Source organism: Stenomitos frigidus ULC18 (genome assembly GCF_003003795.1).
Lineage (GTDB): Bacteria > Cyanobacteriota > Cyanobacteriia > Leptolyngbyales > Leptolyngbyaceae > Stenomitos > Stenomitos frigidus_A.
Window position 1 is genome coordinate 66,351 of sequence record NZ_PVWK01000098.1, and the last position, 22,066, is coordinate 88,416.

Here is a 22,066-nt window from a genome sequence, read left to right on the forward strand (position 1 = left end):
AAGATAAAACTAAAGAATCAGTCAATCTCTTTCTGGGTAAGCGTTAAACTCTAGCGGTATCAATTTATGCCGCTAGATACATGACATGTCTGGCTTAAGTATGCCCAACTAGTAATACTGCTACACCTAAAGGAGTAAGCATTGCTGCCTCGTTGGTTTAACTCTCACGCCTCACACTCACTCGATTGGTCGATCACCCAGCCGATGATCAAACCTGAACGTTCTCCACTTGTACGGTATGGAGTGGCGCTGCTGTCGATAGTATTGGCGCTGTTGTTAATGCTGTTACTAGAACGTTGGGTGCCAATGCGGAGTTCGCCGTTTCTGTTTTTTTTTGCTGCGGTGATGGTGAGTGCGTGGTATGGCGGTTTTGGTGCGGGGATCTGCGCGACGACGATCGCAGCCGTGGTCTCAGTTTATTTTTTCCTACCGCCAGTCTATTCATTCGCACTGCCAACTACATCTGAACTACTCAGAATCGGCTTATTTATCGTGCTCGCGCTGATGATTACGGTTCTTAGTGCAACGCGGCGGCAATTGTTGAAGGCCTTACAACATGAGCGCGACTTGATTGCAGCGATCGTCGGTACTGCAGGCAGCCTGATTATAGTGCTCGATCGTTGGGGTAAAATCGTTCAATTTAATCGGGCGTGTGAGCAACTGACGGGCTATACGTTTACAGATGTGCGTGGCAAATCTCCCTGGGATTTATTCTTGCTGCCAGAAGACGTAGAGCGAGTGCAGCAAATCTTTCAAGCGCTGTGTCTTAGCGCTGCACCCAACGCCTACGAGAATACCTGGATCGCCAAAGATGGCAGTCGCCATTTGATTGCCTGGTCAAACAACGTGTTATTGGATGAGCGGGGAGCCGTTTTTTTTGTAATTGGGACTGGCATTGACATTACCGAGCGCAAGCAAGCAGAGCAAACGCTGCAAGAAACGAATCAAGCCCTTCAAGCCTTGGTTCAAGCCTCGCCCGTTGCCATTACGGTGCTCGATCGACATGGGATTGTCAAGCGCTGGAACCCATCCGCAGAGCGCATTTTTGGCTGGCAAGCGGCAGAGGCAATCGGTCGTGTGATGCCAACGGTGCCTGAGGATAAGCAGGAGGAATTTCTAGAGAAGGTTGCGGCTACGCTCAACGGTGATTTGCTGGATGGGGTGGAAACCTATCGCCAGCGTAAGGATGGTTCCTTAATCTATGTGGGTCTGTGGACAGCTGTGCTGCGCGGCTCGACGGCGGCAGAGGATGGCCTGATATCGATCGCGGTAGACCTGAGCGAACGTAAGGAAGCAGAAACGGCCGTGCGGTTAAGCCAGGAGCGTTTAACCAGCTTTGTTGAAGCGAACGTCGTTGGTATTTTGTTTGGTGACATCAGCGGTGGTATTAATGAAGCCAATGATGAGTTTCTCCGCATCGTTGGCTACTCGCGGGAAGACCTTGAGGCAGGGGCGCTGCGCTGGACTCACATCACGCCCCCAGAATACCTGCCGATCGATGAAAAAGCCATCCGTGAAGCGTTGCTAGAAGGAGGCTGTACGCCCTACGAGAAAGAATATATCCGCAAGGATGACAGTCGGATTCCCGTTCTCATTGGCTTTGGCTTGCTGGGCGAAGAACGGCAGCAAACAGTTGCCTTCATTCTCGATTTGACTGAACGCAAACGCCTGGAGCAGGCGCTGCGTGCCCAGGCTGAGCAGCTGACTCAAGCAAATCGCATGAAAGATGAGTTTCTGGCTGTCCTCTCGCACGAGTTGCGCACACCGCTGAACTCGATTTTGGGCTGGGCACGGTTGCTACGAACGCGCCAGTTTGATGCAGAAATAACTGAACGTGCTTTAGAGACGATCGAACGCAACGCACGGCTACAAAATCAACTAGTCGATGACATTCTAGACATTTCCAAAATTACGCAGGGGAAATTGTGTTTACATCCCCGTCCGGTTGATTTGGTGAGTGTCATTGCCGCTGCGATCGATGCCATGCGTCCTGCTGCTGCGGCAAAATCAATGATGGTCAAGTTAAACAGCGCTCTGACACCCGAAATGTCAGAGCCATACTTCGTTCTAGGCGATCCCGATCGCTTACAGCAAGTAGTGTGGAACCTGCTTTCTAACGCCATCAAATTTACACCCGAGGGCGGGCAAGTTGACGTGCAGTTGTCGATCGCCCAACATCTAACGTCCCATGCCCAAATTACAGTCGCCGATACGGGCAATGGCATTGGCGCCGATTTTCTCCCCTTTGTCTTCGATCGCTTTCGGCAGGCAGATTCATCATCAACTCGCGCCGAAGGTGGACTAGGGCTTGGCCTGGCGATCGTGCGTCAATTGGTGGAACTACATGGCGGCATGGTTCAGGTTGAAAGTCCTGGCATTGGACAGGGCACAACTTTTACAATCACCTTGCCTATGATGAGCGAGAGCCAGAGAGTCGAGTGGCTAAAGGCTAAAGGCTAAAGGCTAAAGGCTTAAAGGGGAAACTCAAAACTCAAAACTCAAAACTCTCTAGCTTGTCGGCGCGTACACGAAGTGGCTCCTTCGGAGCTAGCGCTACTCAAAACTCTTCCCCCCCTCACCCCTGTTCGCTTCCAATTCTGCATTTATTTTGAGAAACGAATCATGGTGCACGCGGAAAACCTAATATTGATTGATGTTCGCTATGCGTTGCTACTGTGGCTAATCTTTACTGGCTCGATCAGATTCAACCACACCATCGTGCTTTGGTCGGGAACAAAGCGTTTTACCTGAGCCAGTTGCTGCAAAAAGAGTTCCCTGTCGTACCAGGGTTTGTGGTCTCCGCTCGCATGTTGCGCCAGTTTTTAGAAGCGATCGATTGGTCAGAGCCCCTTTTTGCTGATCTACCTCACTCATCACTACGCTTAGATATCGAGAACCCACGGCAGCTACAGGCGATCGCTCAACAGTTGCGCCAGGCGATTGAAGTGCCAGCCTTGCCAGTTGCCTGGCTGACAGAGCTTAACGCTGCCATACAACAACTACAGACGCCAGTTGTCGTCTTACGCCCGTCTCTGTTTGTCAAAGCAACTGCTAGCAAGGCCCCTAAAGTAAAGGCGATCGCAGACGGTAGGAGTTCGACGTTATTCGATATACAAATCTGCCATGCGACGGAAGCCGAGCTAGCTCAAGGGCTGAAGTGTTTATGGGCACAGCTTTTTCGGGCAAAGAGCCTGTTTTACTGGCAGCGCCTGGGCATCCCTTTGCACCAGGTTAAACTCGCGGTGCTGGTGCAGCCCCTCCGTTCCGCGATCGCATCGGGTAGCGTCCAGCGGCGGGAGCAGACGTTTCAGGTAGAGTCAACCACCGGGCTGGGCATGGCAATCGCGTGGGGAGAAGTCTCGCCCGATGTGTATGAAGCTGAGGCGACCAGTGGCATTGTGCGGACGCAGCAGCTGGGGAAACGGGCGATCGTCTATCAGGCTGCAGATGGTAGCGCTGTGCAACCGAAACCTGATGAGCTAACGGCGTCAATGGTTGAAACTGCCTTAGCGCCTCACTTAACGCCACTAGCATCCCATCCCCATGCTCTTCCCTTACTACAAGCCTACTTACCAGATGACATCCAGCGATCGCGCTTCTCCCTAACGGATGCGCAAGTAAGTACGCTGGTACAGCTTGTTCAAGGTGTTGTCGCCAGCTTTAGCAACGTGTCGGCTTTAGAATGGACACTCACCACAGAGAAGGATGGCGAATCGGCCCAGTTTTGCCTGACTCAAGTCATCACACTTGCATCCCAGGCGCGATCGCAGACGCTTCATCATGCGCTACAGCCGTCTAGCCCGACAGTAGTAACCCTGAATCGCCTGTTGTGCAGTCCTGGGGAGGCAGTGACGTTAGAACAGACACTGTCAACGAAGGAGTCGCAAGCGCTATTAGTAAGCGGGCTGGCAGCAGGACAGGGACGCTCGATCGCCAATGCCAGCGTTATTTCACCTCTACATAACACGCTGGACACCATTCCTCTGGGGACGATTTTGGTGGCTGAGATGCTACCGCCAGACTGGTTGATGCTGATTAAGCAAGCCGCTGGCATCGTTCTGGAGCAGGGCAGCATGACCTCACACAGCGCCATCATTGCGAGAGAGCTGGGTGTTCCGGCTGTCGTTGCAGCCCCCAATGCCACTCAGCAGATTCAAACCGGCGAGCTCATTATGATTGATGGCGATCGAGGCCATGTCTATCGGCTGGGAGACATGACTGATCCAGTACATCACCTACCCGACGCTCCACCCGCCAACGTGATGGCTCCGGGCGATCGCCCGCTGCTGGGTACAAGGCTCATGGTGAATCTGAGTCAGCCCGATCAGCTTGAGTCTATAGCCGCTCTGCCGATTGATGGCATTGGGTTGCTGCGCGGCGAATTGATGGCTCTCTCAGTGTTAGAGCATCAGCATCCCTTGCAGTGGTTACAGAGTGGGCGCAGTGCTGACCTGGTTGAACGTCTGGCGACTCGCATCAGCCAGTTTGCAGCGGCTTTGGCACCGCGCCCCGTGTTCTACCGTTCGCTTAATTTGCGATCGCACGAATCGAGAAGCCTGCCGGGTGGTGAAGCGGTTGCCGCTGAGATCAACCCCACACTGGGTCTACATGGCACGTTTAGCTACTGCCTCGACCCAGCCCTGTTTGATCTGGAACTAGCGGCACTGGCACAGGTGCAAGCTGCTTACTCAAACATTCACCTCTTATTGCCCTTTGTGCGCACGGTAGAGGAGTTTTCCTTCTGCCAGGAGCGGGTACATAAGGCTGGGCTCACGCGCAACCCAGAGTTTCAGCTATGGATTATGGCAGAAGTACCCTCTGTCTTGTTTCTGCTGCCGGACTATGTGCGTGCGGGCGTTCAGGGCATTGCGATCGGCACCAATGACTTGACTCAGTTGCTGTTTGGTGCCGATCGCGATCACAGTGCTATGGCCTCTGCGTTTGATGCCAGACATCCAGCCGTCAGAGCCGCGATCGCCCAACTGATCCAACAAGCGAAGCAAGCAGGTATACCCTGTTCGATTTGTGGGCAAGCCCCATCGCATGATCCTGAACTCGTTGAAATGCTCGTCCGTTGGGGGATTGCTTCAATCTCAGTTGACCCAGGAGCCGTAGAGACGACCTACGGGGCGATCGCCCGTGCCGAAGCGCTGCTGCTCGAGACGGCTCACAAGCAATAGGCACCGATCGCCATCTGAATGAGCCTGGATTTGCTGGCTGCCCGGGTTTAAAGAACCGTCAAATTCGGTATGCGTACTCAAGTTGGCTGTTAGCTCAAACGATCGCCCGCCATAAGTAATCCAAGCTTTGTGACGGTGGCCGTCTCAGCCTCCAGCACCGCAAGAAATTGACCTTCATACAGCACAGCAATGCGATCGCTCATTGCCATCACTTCTTCCAATTCTGTGGAGATATAGAGAATGGCAGCTCCCCGCGCACGCTCCGCTAGCAGAGCTTTTTGCACATACTCCGTGGCACCCACATCCAAACCGCGCGTTGGCTGCATCGCCATAATCAATGCGGGTTCGCCTGACAGCTCGCGCGCCAGCACCACTTTTTGCTGATTACCGCCCGAAAGCTGGCTGACCCGTAGCTTGCCACTGGTTGCTCGAATATCAAACGCTTGAATGGCGTCGCTGGCATGGGCATCGATCACCGATCGCTGTAGGAGCCAGCGACGACAAAAGGGCACGCGCTGAAACGCTTTGAGGATCAAATTGCGGGCAATGCTAAAGGGCATCACCAGTCCCATTTTTTGGCGGTCTTCGGGAATATAGCCAAACTTCAGTCGCTTCACTCGTTGCTGGGGTGTCCATTGGGTAATGTCGGTGTCATTCAGCAGGATGGTGCCTTGCGTGGCACACCGCAGTCCGGCGATCGCGTCTGCCAATTCTCGCTGACCATTGCCATCCACTCCCGCAACGCCCAAAATTTCGCCCGCTCGTAGTTGGAACGAAACTCCTTTTAAGGCGGCTAAGGCGCGATCGTCACTTACATGCAGATTTTGTACTGCCAGCACAACGGGCGCGATCGCGCCCGTTGCCTTCTGAGCCGCGCGATCGGCACCTTTGTCTAAGTGAAACAGCACCTCTCGACCTACCATAAGCTGTGCCAGATCCTGACGAGTCGTCCCTTGAGTCGGTGTAGTGCCGACCACTTTGCCACGTCGCAACACCGTGACCGCATCACACAAACTCAGTACTTCTTCCAGCTTGTGGCTGATGAAAATAATGGTGTGCTGCTTGGCCGCCAATTGACGCAAGACATCAAAAAACGTTTTGATCTCTGGCGGTGTCAATACGGCAGTGGGTTCATCCAGAATGAGCAGCTTTGCCTGACGGTACAACGCTTTCAAAATTTCAACGCGCTGCTGTGTTCCAACGGGCAAGTCACTCACTCTAGCGAAGGGGTCAACTGCAAGCCCATAGGCTTCTGACATTGCCGCAATTTCTTGCGCCTTTTGTCGCAAGTTTAGACGGAGTGCGCCTCCAGTCCCAAGCATAATATTTTCAGCAACCGTCAATTGCGGCACCAGCATAAAGTGCTGGTGAATCATACCAATCCCCTGCTGAATTGCCACGTTTGGTGACGTAATGGTTACAGGCTGCCCGCTAAGATAAATCTGCCCCGCATCAGGACGATATAACCCACTCAGAATATGCATCAGGGTTGTTTTACCCGCACCATTTTCACCCAGTAGGGCATGAATGCCGCCCGTCTGGATCTCTAGATCAATGTTGTCGTTCGCCGTAAACGACCCAAACTGCTTGGTGATGCCTTCGAGGCGGAGGTAAGGCGGTGAGGGGTAAGGGGTGAGGGGTGAGAGGTGCATGAGGAGAAGCTGAAGACTAAAGGCTGAACTCAAAACTCACTGCTTGTCGGCGCGTAGAGCCATTGGCAGACAAGACACGCGAAGCGAGTCCGAAGGACTCAGCGCGACTCAAAGCTCAAAACGTTCTTACTTCTCACTCCTCACGTCCCATTAAGCCCCTTTAACGCAACGAGTTTCCTTGCCGCCTTCCGAGCAGCTTTCAAAGGTAATTTTCTTCGCCAGAATGGACTCTTCGATGGTTTTCACCTTGTCCTGTAGTGCTTTGGGGACAGCACTACCATATTTGCCCAGGTACAGAATATCGGGTTCTTCTAGACCAAGGGAGTAAAGCTGACCTTTGAGTTCATTTTTGGAGGAAAGGTCGGCGAGTTTGCCGATCGCCAGATCAATGCGCTTGATGGCGCTGGTCAGGATGGATTTTGGCGTGATGTCGAATTGATCGACGGTATTACCGATCGTATACGCACCTTTTTCCTCAGCCGTTTTAAGTGCGGTGGGTGCCGCATTATCGAGCCACGGATAGACCACATCGGCTCCCGCTGAAACAAGGGCATCGACGGCTTCTTTCGCTTTTGCCGCATCATTCCAATCACCAGTGAACGTCGAGCTGACTTTAATAGTTGGCTTGACGGATTTTGCACCCAACGTATAGCCGCGTAGTTCCTCCTGCGTTGCCAGAAACTCCTGTCCAGCAATATAAGCCAGTTTTCCTGTCTTGCTCACAGTAGCAGCCAAAATACCGCAGAGGTAGCTTATTTGCAGGTTGTCGAGCCGCAGCGAAGCAACATTGGGCCCCGTAGCGGCTCCGTTGACGACGACAAAGAAGGTTTTCGGGAACTGTGCAGCGACTTGTTTAGCAGCGGCATCAAATTGCCCACCGTGGGCATACACAAGGTTAAAGCCGCGACGAGCAAAATCGGACAAGGCTTCTGCCTGATCGGCTTGCCCCACTTTCTCTACGTAGGCAGTTTCGGCTCCCAACTTGGACTTAATTTCTTCCAGACCCGTGTAGCCTGCCTGGTTCCAGGCTTTGTCGGTGATGATGCCAGGTAAGACCATCGCGGCTTTGAAACCAGATGCACTGGGCGCTGCTGATGGAGAGGCTGCGGACGGCGCAGGGCTACTGCTCGTTGTAGGGCTATTGGCGCATGCGTTAAACAACAGGCTACTGCCCAGTGCTGCTGAGCCATACACAAGAAACTGACGCCGATCGTACTTTCCAGTCATGTTCTCTACGATTCCTTTGAATGAAACAGATGTTGGAATGCGGGCGTTAGGGAGCGTGCGTGCTTGAAGCAGAGTGTTTCAAGCCATTAGAAGCCTGTAGGCCACCCATGATCTGCCACTAGCGATGTAAAGTCTACAGTCCACCTTGCACGATCGCCTCTAAGCAGTCATTAAACGGCTTCTGCACGAGTAAATTGTATCTCCACGCACATTTAAGTCGCCTAACGTATGGAAAGTGCCATGACAACGAAGGGGTTGGCGATCGCCAACCCCTTCATTTCAGATCAAATTTTACCGTACTAGCAGTTCTAATCTGCTGCGGTGCCTTTCTCCAATGCCTTTTTCACAAGGTCGTCGCTCACGTTACTAGTGTTTGACCGAGCCGAGCCGAGATCCGCAGCCATTTCCTTGTAGTCGTCAGGATTCCCGGTCGTATCGGGTGATGACGTTGCGATATTGGGTTCAGGCATTTCGTGTTGAGGCGCGGTTGCCGCTGCTGCTGCTGCTGCACCTTCTTCAGTGCGATCGATTTCGCTCACGCTAAATTTCTTAGAGGCTTCGTAGTCAGCTTCGATATTGGCACTGGGCGCTTTGCGATCGCCGCCTTCAATCTCCTCAACCGTCTGCTGAGCATCATAGTTTTCAGACGTATCAACGTTGTTAGTAACAGACATAAAGACCTCTTGTTAGAACCATTCGACTAATGCAGTCACATTAGCAAGCTGATCCCCATCCCTCTAAACCCCTTTTGACAGATTCCTAACCTCATTCTCACGAAAGACATCGTTAGCGAAATGCCTGTTTGAACCTCAGTCTTGGGAAAGGTGATGCCAATTGTAAACTTCGATACACTCTGTAAGGGTGTCTAATCTCACTTGTATTGGAGTAATGTTATGTCTCAATCTGCTAGCCAAAGCGTGCCGTCCACCGACTACCTGTCGGAGAAGACCCAAACGACGCTGGATGCTTTTAGCCAACTCGGTACGGACGCTAAATTGGCGTTGCTCTACTTGATCTATCAAAAAATGGGAGACTCCATCACCCCTGCCGCACCGACTGCCACTGATCCTGAGCTAGCGCCTCTACTCATGGAAGATTTTTATCGCTTGCCTCACGAGAAGCAGTTGGATGCCATGCGAGACATTGTGAATGGTGCAGATACTGACTATGCCCACGCTTATGGAGCCTTGAAGGAAAATAACCAGTTGATGGTTTGGTTCGCCTGGGCACAGGCAATGGGTAAGACCGTGATTGGCTTGCCAGCGGGTTATCAAGCAGAGCAGGCTGTGACAAAAGCGCTCGGACAAATTGAAGGACTGGCGTTTGAGGCGCAAATTTCGTTACTGCGTGAAATCGTCAGCAGGATGGGCTACAGCAACATTAAGCCCATTCCAACACAGGCAGAAACGGGCAAAACTGCCAGCCTTTAGTAGCGTTCCTTGCCGTGAACCGCAAGACTCAATTAAGGCGATTCCTAGTCAACAAAAGACCCGTCGGGGCAGGTCTGATCATAAGATTAACAGCTAAAATGCTCTGGCAAAACCTGCCCCTACTCAACGGTAAAACCTTGCTTGGAAAGCTTCCAAATGTTTTTCATAGCAACTGTGATCAAGCGTATGGGTAGGTTTCGCCAGGCCTTTCCTCACACCAGATGAAATTCCTTGAGCGCCGGTAGAAAATTTGCGTTTTCGTGATTAGAACGACTGAGCTTAATGAGCGCAAAGCGTTGAACAGGTGCAAGCGTTGCCCATTGATGGATTGCAATCGCAACACCACTTTCCTCCGCTTTGGTTTTTACACTGTCTGGAATCGTAGAGGAATCGAGCCATGCTGGAGCAGGGTCGATTGCCAGATCTGACGCTGTGGTGCCTGTACGATCCTGAATCAACTGATGCAAAAAGTCTTGATAACGCTGTACGTCTGCTGTAGTTTCACAAGGCAATTCAATCAGTGCTTGGCGATCGTCCTGGTTAAACTGATGCCAATGCGTTAGCTTCAGCTTCACACCGCAGGTATCTAACTTCAGCCGCACTTGCATCGGAATGCAACGCAGCGATGCCACAAAATCTGCTTCAAATTGAAAAAACTGAGTCATACGACCACATTAACGTCTCTACACCCTCAACCCTACACGCCAACGCCACTCCTGATATCTAACTCAAGACTCATCAGAATCATGGGGTTTGACACGACGATTCATTTCCCGCACCAGCCAGTAGCTGATGGACAGCGATAGAGTGGCGGCTGCAAGGGCAATCAGGTCTAAGCCAGTAGTTTTCTCTAAATCCAGGATGATAATTTTTCGAGAAACTGCTACCAGCGATGTGACAATTACCAGCTCTACCTGGATCACATGCTTTTTCAAATAGGCTGTGATGTTCTCCAGAATTTCTAGCGCAATGAGAACATTTAGAAACAAACCAAAGACGGTGAATAAGGTGGTATTGAAGCGTCCGTGAGGTTCTCTAATGACATCTGTGATTAGGTAATCTGCCAGATCGTAGACTGCAATCAAAATCACAAAGACCATTGCGATCGACAGCAGTTTGGAAATGAGCCCTTCAAAGCCTCTCAGAGTCTTCAGAAACGCTCGATCGCCGAATACCTTCTTGAGTGAAAGAAGCAGTTGTCGCTGGAATCGCATCGCTCGGTTAATGCTCAGTGTGGATGGTGTGAGAATACCTGATGTGGCGAGACAGACGCAAATCATTAAAAAAACTGCACACTTTTGGATCAACGGTCAGCTATCAGCGGTCAGCTATCAGCGGTCAGCTCCTGACGGCCAATAGCTGACCGCCTTGTGTCATCGCACTATTGACGATCGCACCCTTCATGCATGAAAAATGTAAAGTAACTTAAACGAGCTCTGCCTCGTTGAGCAATTGGATGAGCGAAATATATGACAACGTTGAGTGAACGACTTGAGCCGATCGCTGCCTGGTTTCGCACTCTGGGCATCCCGGAGCCCATCACCCACTGGGGACACCCCGCCATGATGGGCATTGTCATTTTTGTGATGGGTAGCTACGTCGCTTACGCTGGTTGGCGTGGTCGCCTTGCTGCCGATAAAAAGGTCGCTGCTAAAAAACGGGCAGATCACCGTAAACTCGCACCGCTGATGTTCTTGTTTCTGGCCTTGGGCTATACGGGTGGAGTGCTCTCTCTGGTGATGCAACAGAAACCGATTCTCGAAAGTCCCCATTTTTGGACAGGCACCGCTGCGATCGGGCTCCTATCAATCAGCAGCACACTCTCACTGGCTGGCTTTTGGGGCGACAAGCCTGGTTTACGGATGTTCCACGCCTATCTCGGCACGGTTACCGTTGGTCTACTCATCATCCACACCGTGTTGGGTGTCAAGCTAGGGCTGTCTTTGTAGAGGAGGCAGGAGGCAGGGGAGGCAGGGCAAAACTTCCTTGTTTTCTTGTCTAAGGAGCGTGGATTAAACAACATCGGTCATCCTCACGGTAAGGGCTTAGCCTTCGGCAGGGTTGCCTTCGGCTACGGCATGCGCTTTTACCCGAATGCTAAGCCCTTACAAAATTGTCGGTTTGATTAAATTCTCATTCCTAACCAACTTCCCCTGCTCCTCCTCTCCCGCTGCCCCTTCTCTCCCAATTCAAAACTCAAAACTCATAACTCATAACTCCCCTTTCCCCTTGGGCACTCTGAGCGTAGGCTTTTCTCTGCGATCGGGGTGCTTTATGACTGCAACAGGCGCAGTAGTTTTGTGTTTGGCCTACGTCCTGGGGCTTTTGGTAACGAAGGTACCTTTGGGTGGCTATGGTGTTCTGGCGCTGGGTGTAGGGCTTGCTTTTGTGATCAAGCACTTTTGGCGGACAGCGCCGAAGTCTTGGGTTTGGCTGGTGGCGGGTTTGCTGGGGCTGTTTGCCAGCCTTTACTGCCAGTTCAGGCTACCGCAGCCAGCAGCAACTGAAATCAGCCGTTTGATTCCACCAGCCAATGCGCCAAAGCAGGAATGGGTAGTGGTGGGCGAAGTGGACAGCGTGCCGCAGTTAACCCGTAGCCAGAAGGCACAGTTTTGGTTGACGGTGAAACAGGTCAATGCTGTCAGTGGCGAAGTACAGTACGTTGATGACAAAGCCCCGACAGGCAATCTCTACGTCACGGTGCCGTTGCTGCAAGCTACAGGGCTCTACCCAGGGCAGCTGGTGAAGGTAACGGGGGCTTTATACCTGCCGCAACCTGCCACAAATCCCGGCGGCTTTGATTTTCAGGCGTATCTCAGGCAAGAAGACTGCTTTGCGGGGATGCGGGGTCAGCAAACAGAGGTAGTAGAAGCCCGATCGCGCTGGGGGTGGTGGCAGATCAGACAAACCGTGGTGCGATCGCAAATGCGTTGGCTCGGTAGCCCTGCTGGAGCGTTGGTGAGTGCGATGGTCTTGGGCAGCCGTGGCGTTGACCTGCCCTATGACTTAAAAGACCAGTTCACCCGTGCAGGCTTAGCGCATGCCTTAGCGGCCTCTGGTTTTCAGTCCTCGCTGATTCTCGGCGTGGTGCTGGCGTTGACCCGTCGCTTTTCAAGCAAGGTACAGTTTTTGTCGGGTTCCGCGTCTCTACTCATTTTTGTCGGGCTCACTGGTATCCAGCCTGCGGTGCTCCGCGCTGCCATCATGGGCTTTGGTGGTTTGACAGCCCTGGTACTGGAACGCAAAGTCAAGCCTCTCGGAGCACTGCTGGTCACAGGCGTACTTTTGCTGCTGTTCAATCCGCTCTGGATCTCGAACCTGGGCTTTCAGTTGAGTTTTTTGGCAACGATGGGGCTGATGGTCACCGTACCACCGCTTACCAAACAACTGGACTGGATGCCCAGCGCGATCGCGCCCCTTTTTGCTGTGCCGATCGCGGCCTACCTTTGGACGCTGCCGCTGCAATTGATTGCGTTCGGTGTCCTGTCTCCCTATAGTGTCCCTGTCAACCTGTTGACTACGCCGCTCATTTCCATCCTGAGCATTGGTGGTATGGCGAGCGCTCTGGCAGCGCTCCTTTGGTCACCAGCTGGTAGTGCTGTAGCCTGGTTGCTAATGTACCCCACGCAGGCGTTAATGCTTGTAGTCGATGGGTTTAGCCAGTTGCCTGGTAATGCCTACGCTGTGGGCACGATCCCAGTTTTGACCGCGATCGCCCTCTATGGTCTGCTCTTTCTGACCTGGCTCCAACCCTGGTGGCGCAAGCAATGGTGGCTGGCTGTGCTCCTTGCAATCGGACTGGTTGCACTTCCCGCCTGGCAAGCAAAGGCTGCGCTGTTTCGTGTCACTCTACTGGCAACGGCACAGCCCATTCTGGTGGTGCAAGAGGCTGGACGCACGACGCTCATTAACAGTGGCGATGCCTCCACTGCTGGTTTTGCGGTGCTGCCCTTTCTACAAAAAGCAGGGGTGAATGAAATTAGCTGGGCGATCGCCGTTGACCCACCGTCCAAACGTCCCAGTGGCTGGGGCAAAGTCGCGGAGCGCCTACCCATTAAGCGTCTATCTAGTGTGAATGAGGATGCTGTGCGGGGCACCTCGTTGACTGTAAAACCGACGCCTCTGACGATCGGACAAACCGCTCAGCTTGGCTCCACCCAGCTGAAGCTACTCAGCACCACGCCCCTGATCGCGGCACTGCAACTGCACTCGCAAACATGGACATGGCTAGGAACCCTGTCAGCACAACAGGTACCGCTGCTGAAACCAAGTCTTTTGTCAGAAACGCAGGTGCTTTTGTGGTCTGGTCAGCGGCTAGAGCCTGACGTTATCCAAGCGCTACGACCGCAAGTGGCGATCGCCGCCAGCCATCTGCACCCCCAAACCGAAGCCCAACTCAAGCAGCTCGGTACTCAGCTTTATGTGATCGATCGGGATGGGGCACTCCAGTGGACGCCCACAGATGGCTTTAAGACAAATTTGGAATCGAAGGAAAACTCGCCATCTACCCTGTAGAATGGATTGTTAGCCATTAGTTTTTAGTCGTTGGGGTTCACATCAACACTAAAAACTAAGCCCTTCTGGAGAGGTGGCAGAGTGGTCGAATGCGCCTGACTCGAAATCAGGTTTGGGGTAACTCAACGGGAGTTCGAATCTCCCCCTCTCCGTTTTAAAACCGGGTTTCTCACCCTTCTGTCATGACGTATCAAGCCGGCATCAATGGCAGTCAGGTGGCTCATAATACGTCAAAAAATTCCTGCCGTTCCCAATCCGTTACCTGATTGAGGAACTCAGGGTTGTCGTAGTTGGCGATCGCGGCTTTGGCTTTTTCGATTTCAAACCGCTTCAGCCCCACAAACAAATGGATAAATGGCTCACCAAGGGCTTCTCGAATCACGACATCTTGCTCCAGAGCATCCAGAGCCGTTTCCAGACGAGTGGGCAAGGGCGGCGGTTCCGACAAGCTATCCGCCACAATTTGGATAGGGGCTGGTGGCTCCAATTTACGCTTGATGCCATCTAGTCCCGCCGCCAGCATTGCCGCCATGACAATGTAGGGATTGTTTGAGCCAGTGCCGAGTCGATTTTCAATATGGGTGCGTTCATCCTTCAGGGCTTTAACCCGAATAGCCGTGGTGCGATTATCAATGCCCCAGGTGATATTGGTGGGAGCGAAGGCGTTGGGCTGAAAGCGTTTCCAGCAATTGATGGTGGGCGCAATGAGAGCGGTCAACGCTGGTGCATGGGCTAATTGCCCTGCCAGATAATGACGAGCGACGGCCGACAGTCCATCTGGGTCGTCTCGATCGAAGAAGGCGCTGTTTTTCCCCTGCCAGAGCGACTGGTTGAAGTGGCAACCACTGGCGCTCTGGTCGATCCAGGGTTTAGTCATGAAGGAGGCAATTTTGCCGTGGCGGTGAGCAATTTCTTTGACTGCATTCTTAAACGTGAAGGCTTGATCGGCAGAGTCCAGGCCCCAGGCGGGTGCAAAGTTAATCTCAATCTGACCGGGGCCATACTCCAGATCAGCTGTGATGATGTCAACACCTACCGCTGGTAGCGATCGCAGAATCTCATAAATCACCCCCTCATCCTGACGGGGCAACCGACCGAACAATTGAATGCCTGGAAAACTTGCCTGCCGGGTGACTTCATCCACCAGATAAAATTCATATTCAAACCCAGTTAGCAGGCGATAGCCCAACTGCTCTAGCTCTGCCAGCAGTGCTTTTACAATTTGCCGGGAGGATGTGGGTACGGGCGTGCCATCAAGATAGTAGGGCTGTCCAATCACCCGTGCTGTTTTATCGGCCCAGGGCAAGATCTGAAAGGTTTCCAGGTCGGGCAACAGGTAGGCATCGCCAAAACAGATTTCCTCCAACACGCCTGTATTGGGCGCTGTGGCTCCCTGGACATCTAGCCCTAGCGTGGGAAGCGGAAAGTTCAGCCCCTTTTGCGTAAATGACTCAAAGTGGCGAGCCGGAACGGTTTTGAACCGGGAAATGCCGTGGGTGTCGGGTTGCTCAAAACGGACAAACTCAACAGTGCCGTTTTTAAACAACTGCTGAATGGCTGCTAGCACATTTGTTTTGGGACTGGTCACTGGAAATGCTTTAACTGAAAGACTCATGAACAAAGCTCCTGACTAGGGGGAGGGGGATGCTTGGATGGGGGCAACCGCGACCATTATGCATTTGCAAGGCATCAAACTGGAACTCATCAAACTGGAATTCATGAAGCCGAAATGCATCAAAAAAGACAAACGACACCAAGGCTCGAAAATACATGAGCGTCGTTCATATTTCCCTTGACAAAACACGAATGCTGTTCATATTTTATAAATATGAGTTTTGTTCATGATTTCGATCCAGTTTGTTATGAAGAGATGGCGATGAGCCAAGATTTGCTAACAAGCTCCAAAAATCGACCTGCGCTTGCAAAATACCTGCGCTTTTTGCGTTATAAGTTTTCCTCCTGTTTCACTTTGGCGATCGCGCCGCTGAGTCTGCTGGCAGCGTCGAGGGTTCATCGCACCCATGCAAAAATCCGCTGTATGCTGGCGATCGGCCGCATTAATTTTGTGGGTGTTTATGGACTGATCAACGATTTGTTGTGGTGAACAGGCAATTTCGGTGCATGAGAAGCAAGATGGCATTTCCCGCTCCGCATGGCGATCTCAGACTATCTCTGCCGCTCTCATGCGGTTCGATGCAGTGCGGAACAAGTCATTAATGTGAATGGTTCCCAGCTGGCTTTAGATTTAATTGCTCGACTCATGATTAATCCGGACGATTGGGTAGCTGTAGAAGATCCAGGTTGCTTGGGTGCACGTCATTGCTTCATCGGAAGATGCGCCATCTTTCTGTATTGACGGCCTCATGTTGTCCATCATCTGCTACTGCTATTTTTGCCTCACAGGCGGTTGCCTTTACTGGGTGGTATAAAACTTGCGGAATTCCTACACGGTAGAGGGTAGAGGTAAAGGATAGTGGTTGGCATCGACCGGCTACCTCCTTCGACCCTAGTCGATGCCCTGATGAACGGTTAAACAGTTGATCTTCAGAAATCGAGCAGTGTTGACGAAATGACAACTGAGGCATCAGGCCTCCATTTCCTCGGCTAGAAAGACGGCAACAGTACGATCGCATAAGGTTAAGAGATGTCTCTTTTAGAAGACGCTAAAGATTTAGAAGACCCTAAAAAGGTGCCAACATTGCGCCGCGATACACTGCGCCTAAACCATTTGCTGGTGATGTCGATCGCAGCCATTGCGCCAACAGGATGTATTTTTTTTAATACGATTCCACAAGCTGGATTGGTCGGTACTGCGATTCCATTATGCTATGTCATCGGCTTTGGCGTGGTGCTGTTGATTGCGCTTCAGATGAGTGAAATGGCAGTTGAATTGCCTGCTAGTGGCTCTTGCTACCTGTTTGTCACGCAAGGATTGGGAGTGAGATGGGGCTTTATTGCAGGATGGCTAGGCTTAGCGTTTTATGGCCTCTCAATTCCATTTGTTCTGATGTTGATAAGCACTAGCCTTCAGGCGTTGCTGCTGCAAGGGTTGCAGCTACAGCTTGATTGGACGGTGTGGTATTTCCTCCTGACTGCAATCATCTGGGGCATCTGCTATCGCGGTATTCGGTTTTCTTTGCAAACTGACATTGTGTTTTTGATCTTTGAAATTGGCGTTTGCTTGATCCTGGCGATCGCCGTGTTGATGCAACTGGGAGCGACTGAGCAACTAACGCTAGCGCCTTTTACCGTGAGTGCACTCCCGCAGCCCAACAACCTGTTTCTGGGAACCATTTTAGCCATCCTCGGTTTTTTAGGGTTTGAGTCGGTGACAACGTTGGGAGAGGAAGCCCAGAAGCCGCGTCAGGCAATTCCCAAGGCGATGGTTATGGCGTTAATGCTGGTGGGAGCGTTCTATGTGTTGATGTCCTATGTGGCGGTATTGGGTTATGGAATGGGCAATATGGCAGCGTTTGCTCAAGATGCCGCTCCTTTCGATACGATCGCGCGTCGCTTTTTGGGCAATGGGTTTGCGCTACTCATCGATCTTGCTAGCATCATAGCGGGTTACGCGGCTACGGTTGCCATTACCAATGGTGCCGCACGGGTTATCTATGCAATCAGTCGGGAAGGGCTGTTTCCAGGGTGGTTGGGGCACATTCATCCGCTCTATCGTACGCCAACGAACGCGATTTTGGGCTTGAACGGCCTCTCGCTGCCTGTGGGTTTGAGCCTGGGACAGCTCTGGACGCCGATTCAAGCCATCGGCTTTTTTGGTACGCTGTTAACGATAGCGGGTCTGCTCATGTATGGGTTAGTGAGTTTGGCGTGCTTGCAGTACTTTAGAGTGAAACGTCCCGATCATTGGCATTGGCTGAAGCATGGACTGTTGCCTGGGTGCTCGATCCTGGCGATTGGGATCATCTTGGGCGGCACACTTTACCCCATCCCGCCTGCGCCCCATCGCTTTGCCCCGATCGTGATGGGAATCTGGCTTCTATTGGGAGTCGGGGTCTTGCGGTTTCTGCAAACTCATCGACCGGAGGCGATTCGTCAGGCAGGGCAGCGTTTTGTGGCAGATGAAACAGACCTTGGTTAGCCTATTGAATCGCGTTATGTCGCTGCCTGGTGATGTGAGAGGCTGTTTAAAGCGTATAGAAATCCTCTTAGTCTGAGATCGCTCCCAATGCCTGCAAGGTCGCTTTTTGAGCCTCTGTAAGTCCGGTTGCCTGAGTGATGATCATTCCTTCATAGAGGCGATCGGTTCTAAGCGTTTTCAAACATTCACCCGTTTTGGTATCCCAAAGCTTGATGGTTTCATCGCCGCTGCCGCTTGCCAAAACTCGATCGGGCGTTTCCGAGTGATCCTGACAGGCGGGACGCCACGCCACCGACCAAACCTGACTGGTGTGCCCCTCCAGAATCTTCAGGCAGGCTCCTGTGCAAGCATCCCACAATCGAATCGTTTGATCATGGGATGCACTAGCAAGCGTGGTGCCATCGGGGCTCCACGCCACCATTCTGACCATATTGCTGTGCCCCTGCAAAACATTCAAACACTTGCCAGTCGTGCTATCCCACAGCCGAATTGTGTGATCATGGGACGCACTGGCGAGGGTGGTGCCATCGGGGCTCCAGACAACCGATTCAATCGAGTTAGCATGTCCCTCCAAAACGTTTAGACAGTTGCCAGTTTTGCCATCCCATAGTCGAACCGTTCGATCGTGGGACGCACTGGCAAGGGTGGCCCCATCCGGACTCCAGACTACCGCCCAAACCCAATTACTGTGTCCCTGTAAAACGTTCAGACATTGACCCTGCTGCACATCCCACAGCCGAATGCTCAGGTCGCCAGACCCGCTCGCCAGCCTTTGGCCGTCGGGACTCCAGGCTACCCCCCAAACCCAGGCTGTATGTCCTTGCAAATTTTTGAAGCATTCGCCCGTACCAGCACTCCAGAGCCGCAGGGTGCAGTCATCCGATCCACTGGCAAGGGTGGCACCATCGGGACTCCAGGCTAACCCCCAAACCCAATTGCTGTGTCCCCGTAAGGTTTTCAAGCACACGCCTGTATCCGCAAGCCACAGCTTCACTCTATGATCAGCACTGCTGCTAGCAAGGGTGGTGCCATCGGGACTCCAGGCCACAGCAAACACAGCATTGTTGTATCCCTGTAAGGTTTTGAGGTTGCGGCAGTCACTCGATCGACCGTTGGACCCACTCCACAACCGTACAGTTTGATCATGCGATCCACTCGCCAACACTGAACCATCCGCACTCCATGCTACAGTCCAGATCGAGTTGCTGTGTCCCTGTAAGGTTTTGAGGCACCGATCATTCACGGTATCCCAGATCGTGATGTTCCGGTCTTCACCGCCACTGGCAAGGAGTTTGCTATCAGCATTCCAGGCAACCGCAAAGACTCCCGCATGCTTTTGTTGCAGGGTCTTGAGACATTTGCCGCTCGCCGCATCCCAGATTTTGACGCTGTGATCTTCACTACCCGTCGCCAGCCATGTGCCATTGGGACTCCAGGCGATCGACCAAATGCCACTATCATGTCCCGTGAGGCTTTTCAGACACTCACCGCTTTCACCATCCCACAGTCGAATGGTTTGATCCAGAGACGCACTGGCAAGGGTTTGACCATCTGGACTCCACGCCACAGACATAACCCAATTTCTGTGCCCTTGCAACGTCTTCACGGGTTCTTGACGCCGCCTATGCCAGAGCCGAATGTCGTGATCATCCCCACTACTGGCAAGGAGGTGCCCATTGGGTTGCCAGGCTAGCGATCGGACGGCACCTTGATGCCCTTGCCACGAACCCAAGCACGCGCCCGTTTCAGTGCTCCACAGCCTCACATTTTGATCTTCACCGCCACTCGCTAGCAGGTGCCCATCGAGACTCCAGGCAACCGCCCAAACCCAACCACTATGCCCTCTCAAAACGGCTCTGGGTTTTCCATCAGCCACTTGCCATAGTCCAACGGCATTATGGGTATCGCCGATCGCCAGCAGTTGACTATCGGGGCTAAAAGCAACGGCCAAAATACTGCCAGATGGCTGGGCAAACCTGGCGTTTGACAGGTCAGAATGTGTAAAATCAACCTGATGGAGATCCACCTGCTGAAGATCGGCTTGCCAAAGGCTGAGATAGGAAAAGTTATAGCCGCTCAGATTTACGTGGAGGTGGCACAAGAGGTTAATGATGTTACCGCCTGCATAGCCAGCCTGATTCGGACACTCGGTTTGTAGGCGAGAAAGAATTTGCTGCAATTGGTACACAATCTCTTTTTGGGAGCCCAACTGGCTCAGCAATCGACCCAGCAACGGTGTCAGAATCACGCGAATTTGACTCTCTCGAATGTAGTCTTTGTCCTGGGCTTTGATAAGAGCATAGGATTGCAGAAAGGAGCCAGGCTGCAAGGGAGCCGTCGATGAACGATCGCTAATCTCATGACACACGCGATCGATCAAAACCTCTGTGGCATATTCCATCACCACGGGTTGTAAGGTGAATTGCCCCGCGTTGGTTTCAATCAGCGATCGCCCCTCCAAAAGCTGCAGGGCTTCCATCAACCGGATTGGCGACACGCTCCTTTGCAAATCTGCCTGTAGTTGGGTAAAAGAGACCCATTCTCGATTGATTGCCAGCCAGAGCATCACCCGCTGCTCTAGGTGCGAAAGGCGGCTGTAATGTTGTTGAATTAAGTCGGAAATATCACCAAAGAGGGTGACATTTTGTTCCAAAAACAGGGCAATATTACCACCGAATAAATCGCGAATGGTTGTTGCAACAATTTTCAAGGCCAGAGGGTTACACCGATAGCGATCGCACAGCGCCTTTGCAGGCGCATCGTACAACGTCTGTTCTTGATTGGTTCCGGCTAACCCCGTAGCCACCAGCAACGCCTCAGCCGCTTCTGGAGAACCGCTCAGGGACAAACCATGCACCGCCAACTCACCCCCTTCTAACTGGGCAAACTGAGCACATTTCTCCCGACTGGTGAGCACGAAACAGCTCTGATGACGAGTGGTTGCCACCACTCGCAGCAGTTCTCCATACGCTTCATAGCCCGGGCGGTAGTGTACAGCCTGATTTCTCGTTTCTAACAGGGTTTCCACATTGTCTAAAACAATCAGACAGCGAGTCTGCCGCAGACACTGAAGCAAGCTGTTGACATCGGCTTTGGTCTCCTGCTGCCCTGAGAGGAAGGAGATTAATTCCGCTAACAAGCTTTCGAGCGGAGGGGCATTGCGCATCGATCGCCAGATGACATAGGTAAAATGGCCCTTCGTCTGTTCTGCTAGTTTGGCTGCTAGAGCCGTTTTGCCGATGCCACCAAGGCCGACAATCCCAATGAGACGACAGTGGTCTTGTAGCATCCATTGGGTGAGTGTGGTAAGTTCTGTGGTGCGTCCATAAAAGCATGAAACATCGGGAGCCTCTCCCCAATCTTGGGCGATCGCATGGAGCGGCTGTACGACGGCGGTTTCTGGCTGAAGGTAGTCCTGTTCGGTCAGCGTCAGGTTGAAGGCGCGAAAAAAACCTTCTAGGGTTTGGCGATCGACCGCAACTTTGCAACTTTGCAGCCGACTAATGGAGCGAACACTCAGCCCGGTTAGATCACTTAACTGCTCCAGAGTGTAGGTATACCCCCCATTCGCAGCAATGGCTGTCCGCTCTTGAGCGTCTTGGAGACGCTGCCAACCCCAGGCTGACAGAATCACGCCTCGCTTGCGTTTTTGGGCAGAATGAGCTGTACCACCCAAACCAGGAAGTAACTTCAAATTTGTGTGTGTCACTTAGGCATACAGTTCTACACGGTGAACAGACCTCTACACAGTGAATCGATGGACTGAGAAATAAAGATCAGGTCTTCAAATTTAAATGATGCTGATGGTTAACACATCACCCACATGGGTATTTTTTCGACCTTTGTAGCTTTCTGCCTAACTGACCAGATGGACTGGATTGAGCACTCTTTGAAAAATCTGAAAACGTTGCTTGGAGAGGCTTTTATGCTTCAGCTCTCGGTTGTTTTTGAAGCAAGCCTTAA

The 22,066-nt window shown here is 52.3% G+C and carries 14 protein-coding genes and 1 tRNA gene; 8 read left to right on the forward strand and 7 right to left on the reverse strand.

Going from position 1 to position 22,066, the window contains the following annotated elements; all coding sequences use genetic code 11:
* The first annotated feature begins 141 nt into the window (after positions 1-141).
* Both C7B82_RS17775 and C7B82_RS17780 read left to right on the forward strand, forming a co-directional pair.
* Positions 142-2,460: a PAS domain S-box protein gene (locus tag C7B82_RS17775; protein WP_146141183.1), complete on the forward strand. Its 2,319-nt coding sequence runs from the start codon at positions 142-144 to the stop codon at positions 2,458-2,460.
* Positions 2,461-2,675: 215 nt separating this feature from the next.
* On the forward strand, positions 2,676-5,180 hold the full coding sequence (locus C7B82_RS17780) for a putative PEP-binding protein (protein WP_106257620.1): 2,505 nt from the start codon (positions 2,676-2,678) through the stop codon (positions 5,178-5,180).
* 89 nt (positions 5,181-5,269) lie between these two features.
* Here the strand turns inward: C7B82_RS17780 and C7B82_RS17785 are convergent, their stop codons facing one another.
* The 3 genes from C7B82_RS17785 to C7B82_RS17795 form a co-directional block, all read right to left on the reverse strand.
* Complete coding sequence (locus tag C7B82_RS17785) at positions 5,270-6,832, reverse strand: ABC transporter ATP-binding protein (protein ID WP_106257621.1); 1,563 nt, start codon at positions 6,830-6,832, stop codon at positions 5,270-5,272.
* Between the two features lie 150 nt (positions 6,833-6,982).
* Positions 6,983-8,059, reverse strand: coding sequence for a BMP family protein (locus tag C7B82_RS17790; RefSeq protein WP_106257622.1), 1,077 nt, complete (start codon positions 8,057-8,059; stop codon positions 6,983-6,985).
* A gap of 308 nt (positions 8,060-8,367) precedes the next feature.
* A complete protein-coding gene (locus tag C7B82_RS17795; protein ID WP_106257623.1) occupies positions 8,368-8,733 on the reverse strand; it encodes a hypothetical protein in 366 nt (121 codons plus the stop codon).
* A gap of 219 nt (positions 8,734-8,952) precedes the next feature.
* Between C7B82_RS17795 and C7B82_RS17800 the strand changes: the two genes are divergently transcribed.
* Positions 8,953-9,489: an orange carotenoid protein N-terminal domain-containing protein gene (locus C7B82_RS17800; protein ID WP_106257624.1), complete on the forward strand. Its 537-nt coding sequence runs from the start codon at positions 8,953-8,955 to the stop codon at positions 9,487-9,489.
* Between the two features lie 212 nt (positions 9,490-9,701).
* Here the strand turns inward: C7B82_RS17800 and C7B82_RS17805 are convergent, their stop codons facing one another.
* Together C7B82_RS17805 and C7B82_RS17810 are read right to left on the reverse strand one after the other, a co-directional pair.
* Positions 9,702-10,154: a nitrate reductase associated protein gene (locus C7B82_RS17805; RefSeq protein ID WP_106257625.1), complete on the reverse strand. Its 453-nt coding sequence runs from the start codon at positions 10,152-10,154 to the stop codon at positions 9,702-9,704.
* A gap of 63 nt (positions 10,155-10,217) precedes the next feature.
* Positions 10,218-10,703 carry a phosphate-starvation-inducible PsiE family protein gene (locus C7B82_RS17810; protein ID WP_106257626.1) on the reverse strand — a complete coding sequence of 162 codons (486 nt, stop codon included), beginning with the start codon at positions 10,701-10,703 and terminating at the stop codon, positions 10,218-10,220.
* 255 nt (positions 10,704-10,958) lie between these two features.
* On the opposite strand from C7B82_RS17810, the gene C7B82_RS17815 reads away from it, so the two are divergent.
* The 3 genes from C7B82_RS17815 to C7B82_RS17825 all read left to right on the forward strand — a co-directional run bounded on the left by C7B82_RS17815 (position 10,959) and on the right by C7B82_RS17825 (position 14,156).
* Positions 10,959-11,438, forward strand: a complete 480-nt coding sequence (locus C7B82_RS17815; RefSeq protein WP_106257627.1) for a DUF4079 domain-containing protein — start codon at positions 10,959-10,961, stop codon at positions 11,436-11,438.
* Positions 11,439-11,718: 280 nt separating this feature from the next.
* Positions 11,719-14,004 (forward strand): ComEC/Rec2 family competence protein, encoded by a 2,286-nt coding sequence (locus C7B82_RS17820; RefSeq protein ID WP_245939968.1) that lies wholly within the window; start codon positions 11,719-11,721, stop codon positions 14,002-14,004.
* Between the two features lie 67 nt (positions 14,005-14,071).
* Positions 14,072-14,156, forward strand: a tRNA-Ser gene (locus tag C7B82_RS17825).
* A 68-nt stretch (positions 14,157-14,224) separates the two neighbouring features.
* Here C7B82_RS17825 and C7B82_RS17830 read toward each other — a convergent pair.
* Positions 14,225-15,619: a glutamine synthetase family protein gene (locus C7B82_RS17830; protein ID WP_106257629.1), complete on the reverse strand. Its 1,395-nt coding sequence runs from the start codon at positions 15,617-15,619 to the stop codon at positions 14,225-14,227.
* A gap of 261 nt (positions 15,620-15,880) precedes the next feature.
* Between C7B82_RS17830 and C7B82_RS17835 the strand changes: the two genes are divergently transcribed.
* Complete coding sequence (locus C7B82_RS17835) at positions 15,881-16,108, forward strand: hypothetical protein (protein WP_106257696.1); 228 nt, start codon at positions 15,881-15,883, stop codon at positions 16,106-16,108.
* Between the two features lie 540 nt (positions 16,109-16,648).
* Complete coding sequence (locus C7B82_RS17845) at positions 16,649-18,103, forward strand: APC family permease (protein WP_106257631.1); 1,455 nt, start codon at positions 16,649-16,651, stop codon at positions 18,101-18,103.
* A 67-nt stretch (positions 18,104-18,170) separates the two neighbouring features.
* Here the strand turns inward: C7B82_RS17845 and C7B82_RS17850 are convergent, their stop codons facing one another.
* The gene (locus tag C7B82_RS17850) at positions 18,171-21,797 is read right to left on the reverse strand and encodes a WD40 domain-containing protein (RefSeq protein ID WP_245939969.1); all 3,627 of its coding nucleotides are present in this window, start codon (positions 21,795-21,797) and stop codon (positions 18,171-18,173) included.
* Between the last annotated feature and the right edge of the window lie 269 nt (positions 21,798-22,066).

What these genes read in the sequence shown, in the direction of transcription:
- C7B82_RS17785 (WP_106257621.1), bottom strand. Translation starts at nt 6,832, where the DNA reads ATGCACCTCTCACCCCTCACCCCTTACCCCTCACCGCCTTACCTCCGC.
- C7B82_RS17790 (WP_106257622.1), bottom strand. Translation starts at nt 8,059, where the DNA reads ATGACTGGAAAGTACGATCGGCGTCAGTTTCTTGTGTATGGCTCAGCA.
- C7B82_RS17795 (WP_106257623.1), bottom strand. Translation starts at nt 8,733, where the DNA reads ATGTCTGTTACTAACAACGTTGATACGTCTGAAAACTATGATGCTCAG.
- C7B82_RS17800 (WP_106257624.1), top strand. Translation starts at nt 8,953, where the DNA reads ATGTCTCAATCTGCTAGCCAAAGCGTGCCGTCCACCGACTACCTGTCG.
- C7B82_RS17805 (WP_106257625.1), bottom strand. Translation starts at nt 10,154, where the DNA reads ATGACTCAGTTTTTTCAATTTGAAGCAGATTTTGTGGCATCGCTGCGT.
- C7B82_RS17810 (WP_106257626.1), bottom strand. Translation starts at nt 10,703, where the DNA reads ATGCGATTCCAGCGACAACTGCTTCTTTCACTCAAGAAGGTATTCGGC.
- C7B82_RS17815 (WP_106257627.1), top strand. Translation starts at nt 10,959, where the DNA reads ATGACAACGTTGAGTGAACGACTTGAGCCGATCGCTGCCTGGTTTCGC.
- C7B82_RS17830 (WP_106257629.1), bottom strand. Translation starts at nt 15,619, where the DNA reads ATGAGTCTTTCAGTTAAAGCATTTCCAGTGACCAGTCCCAAAACAAAT.
- C7B82_RS17835 (WP_106257696.1), top strand. Translation starts at nt 15,881, where the DNA reads ATGAGCCAAGATTTGCTAACAAGCTCCAAAAATCGACCTGCGCTTGCA.
- C7B82_RS17845 (WP_106257631.1), top strand. Translation starts at nt 16,649, where the DNA reads ATGTCTCTTTTAGAAGACGCTAAAGATTTAGAAGACCCTAAAAAGGTG.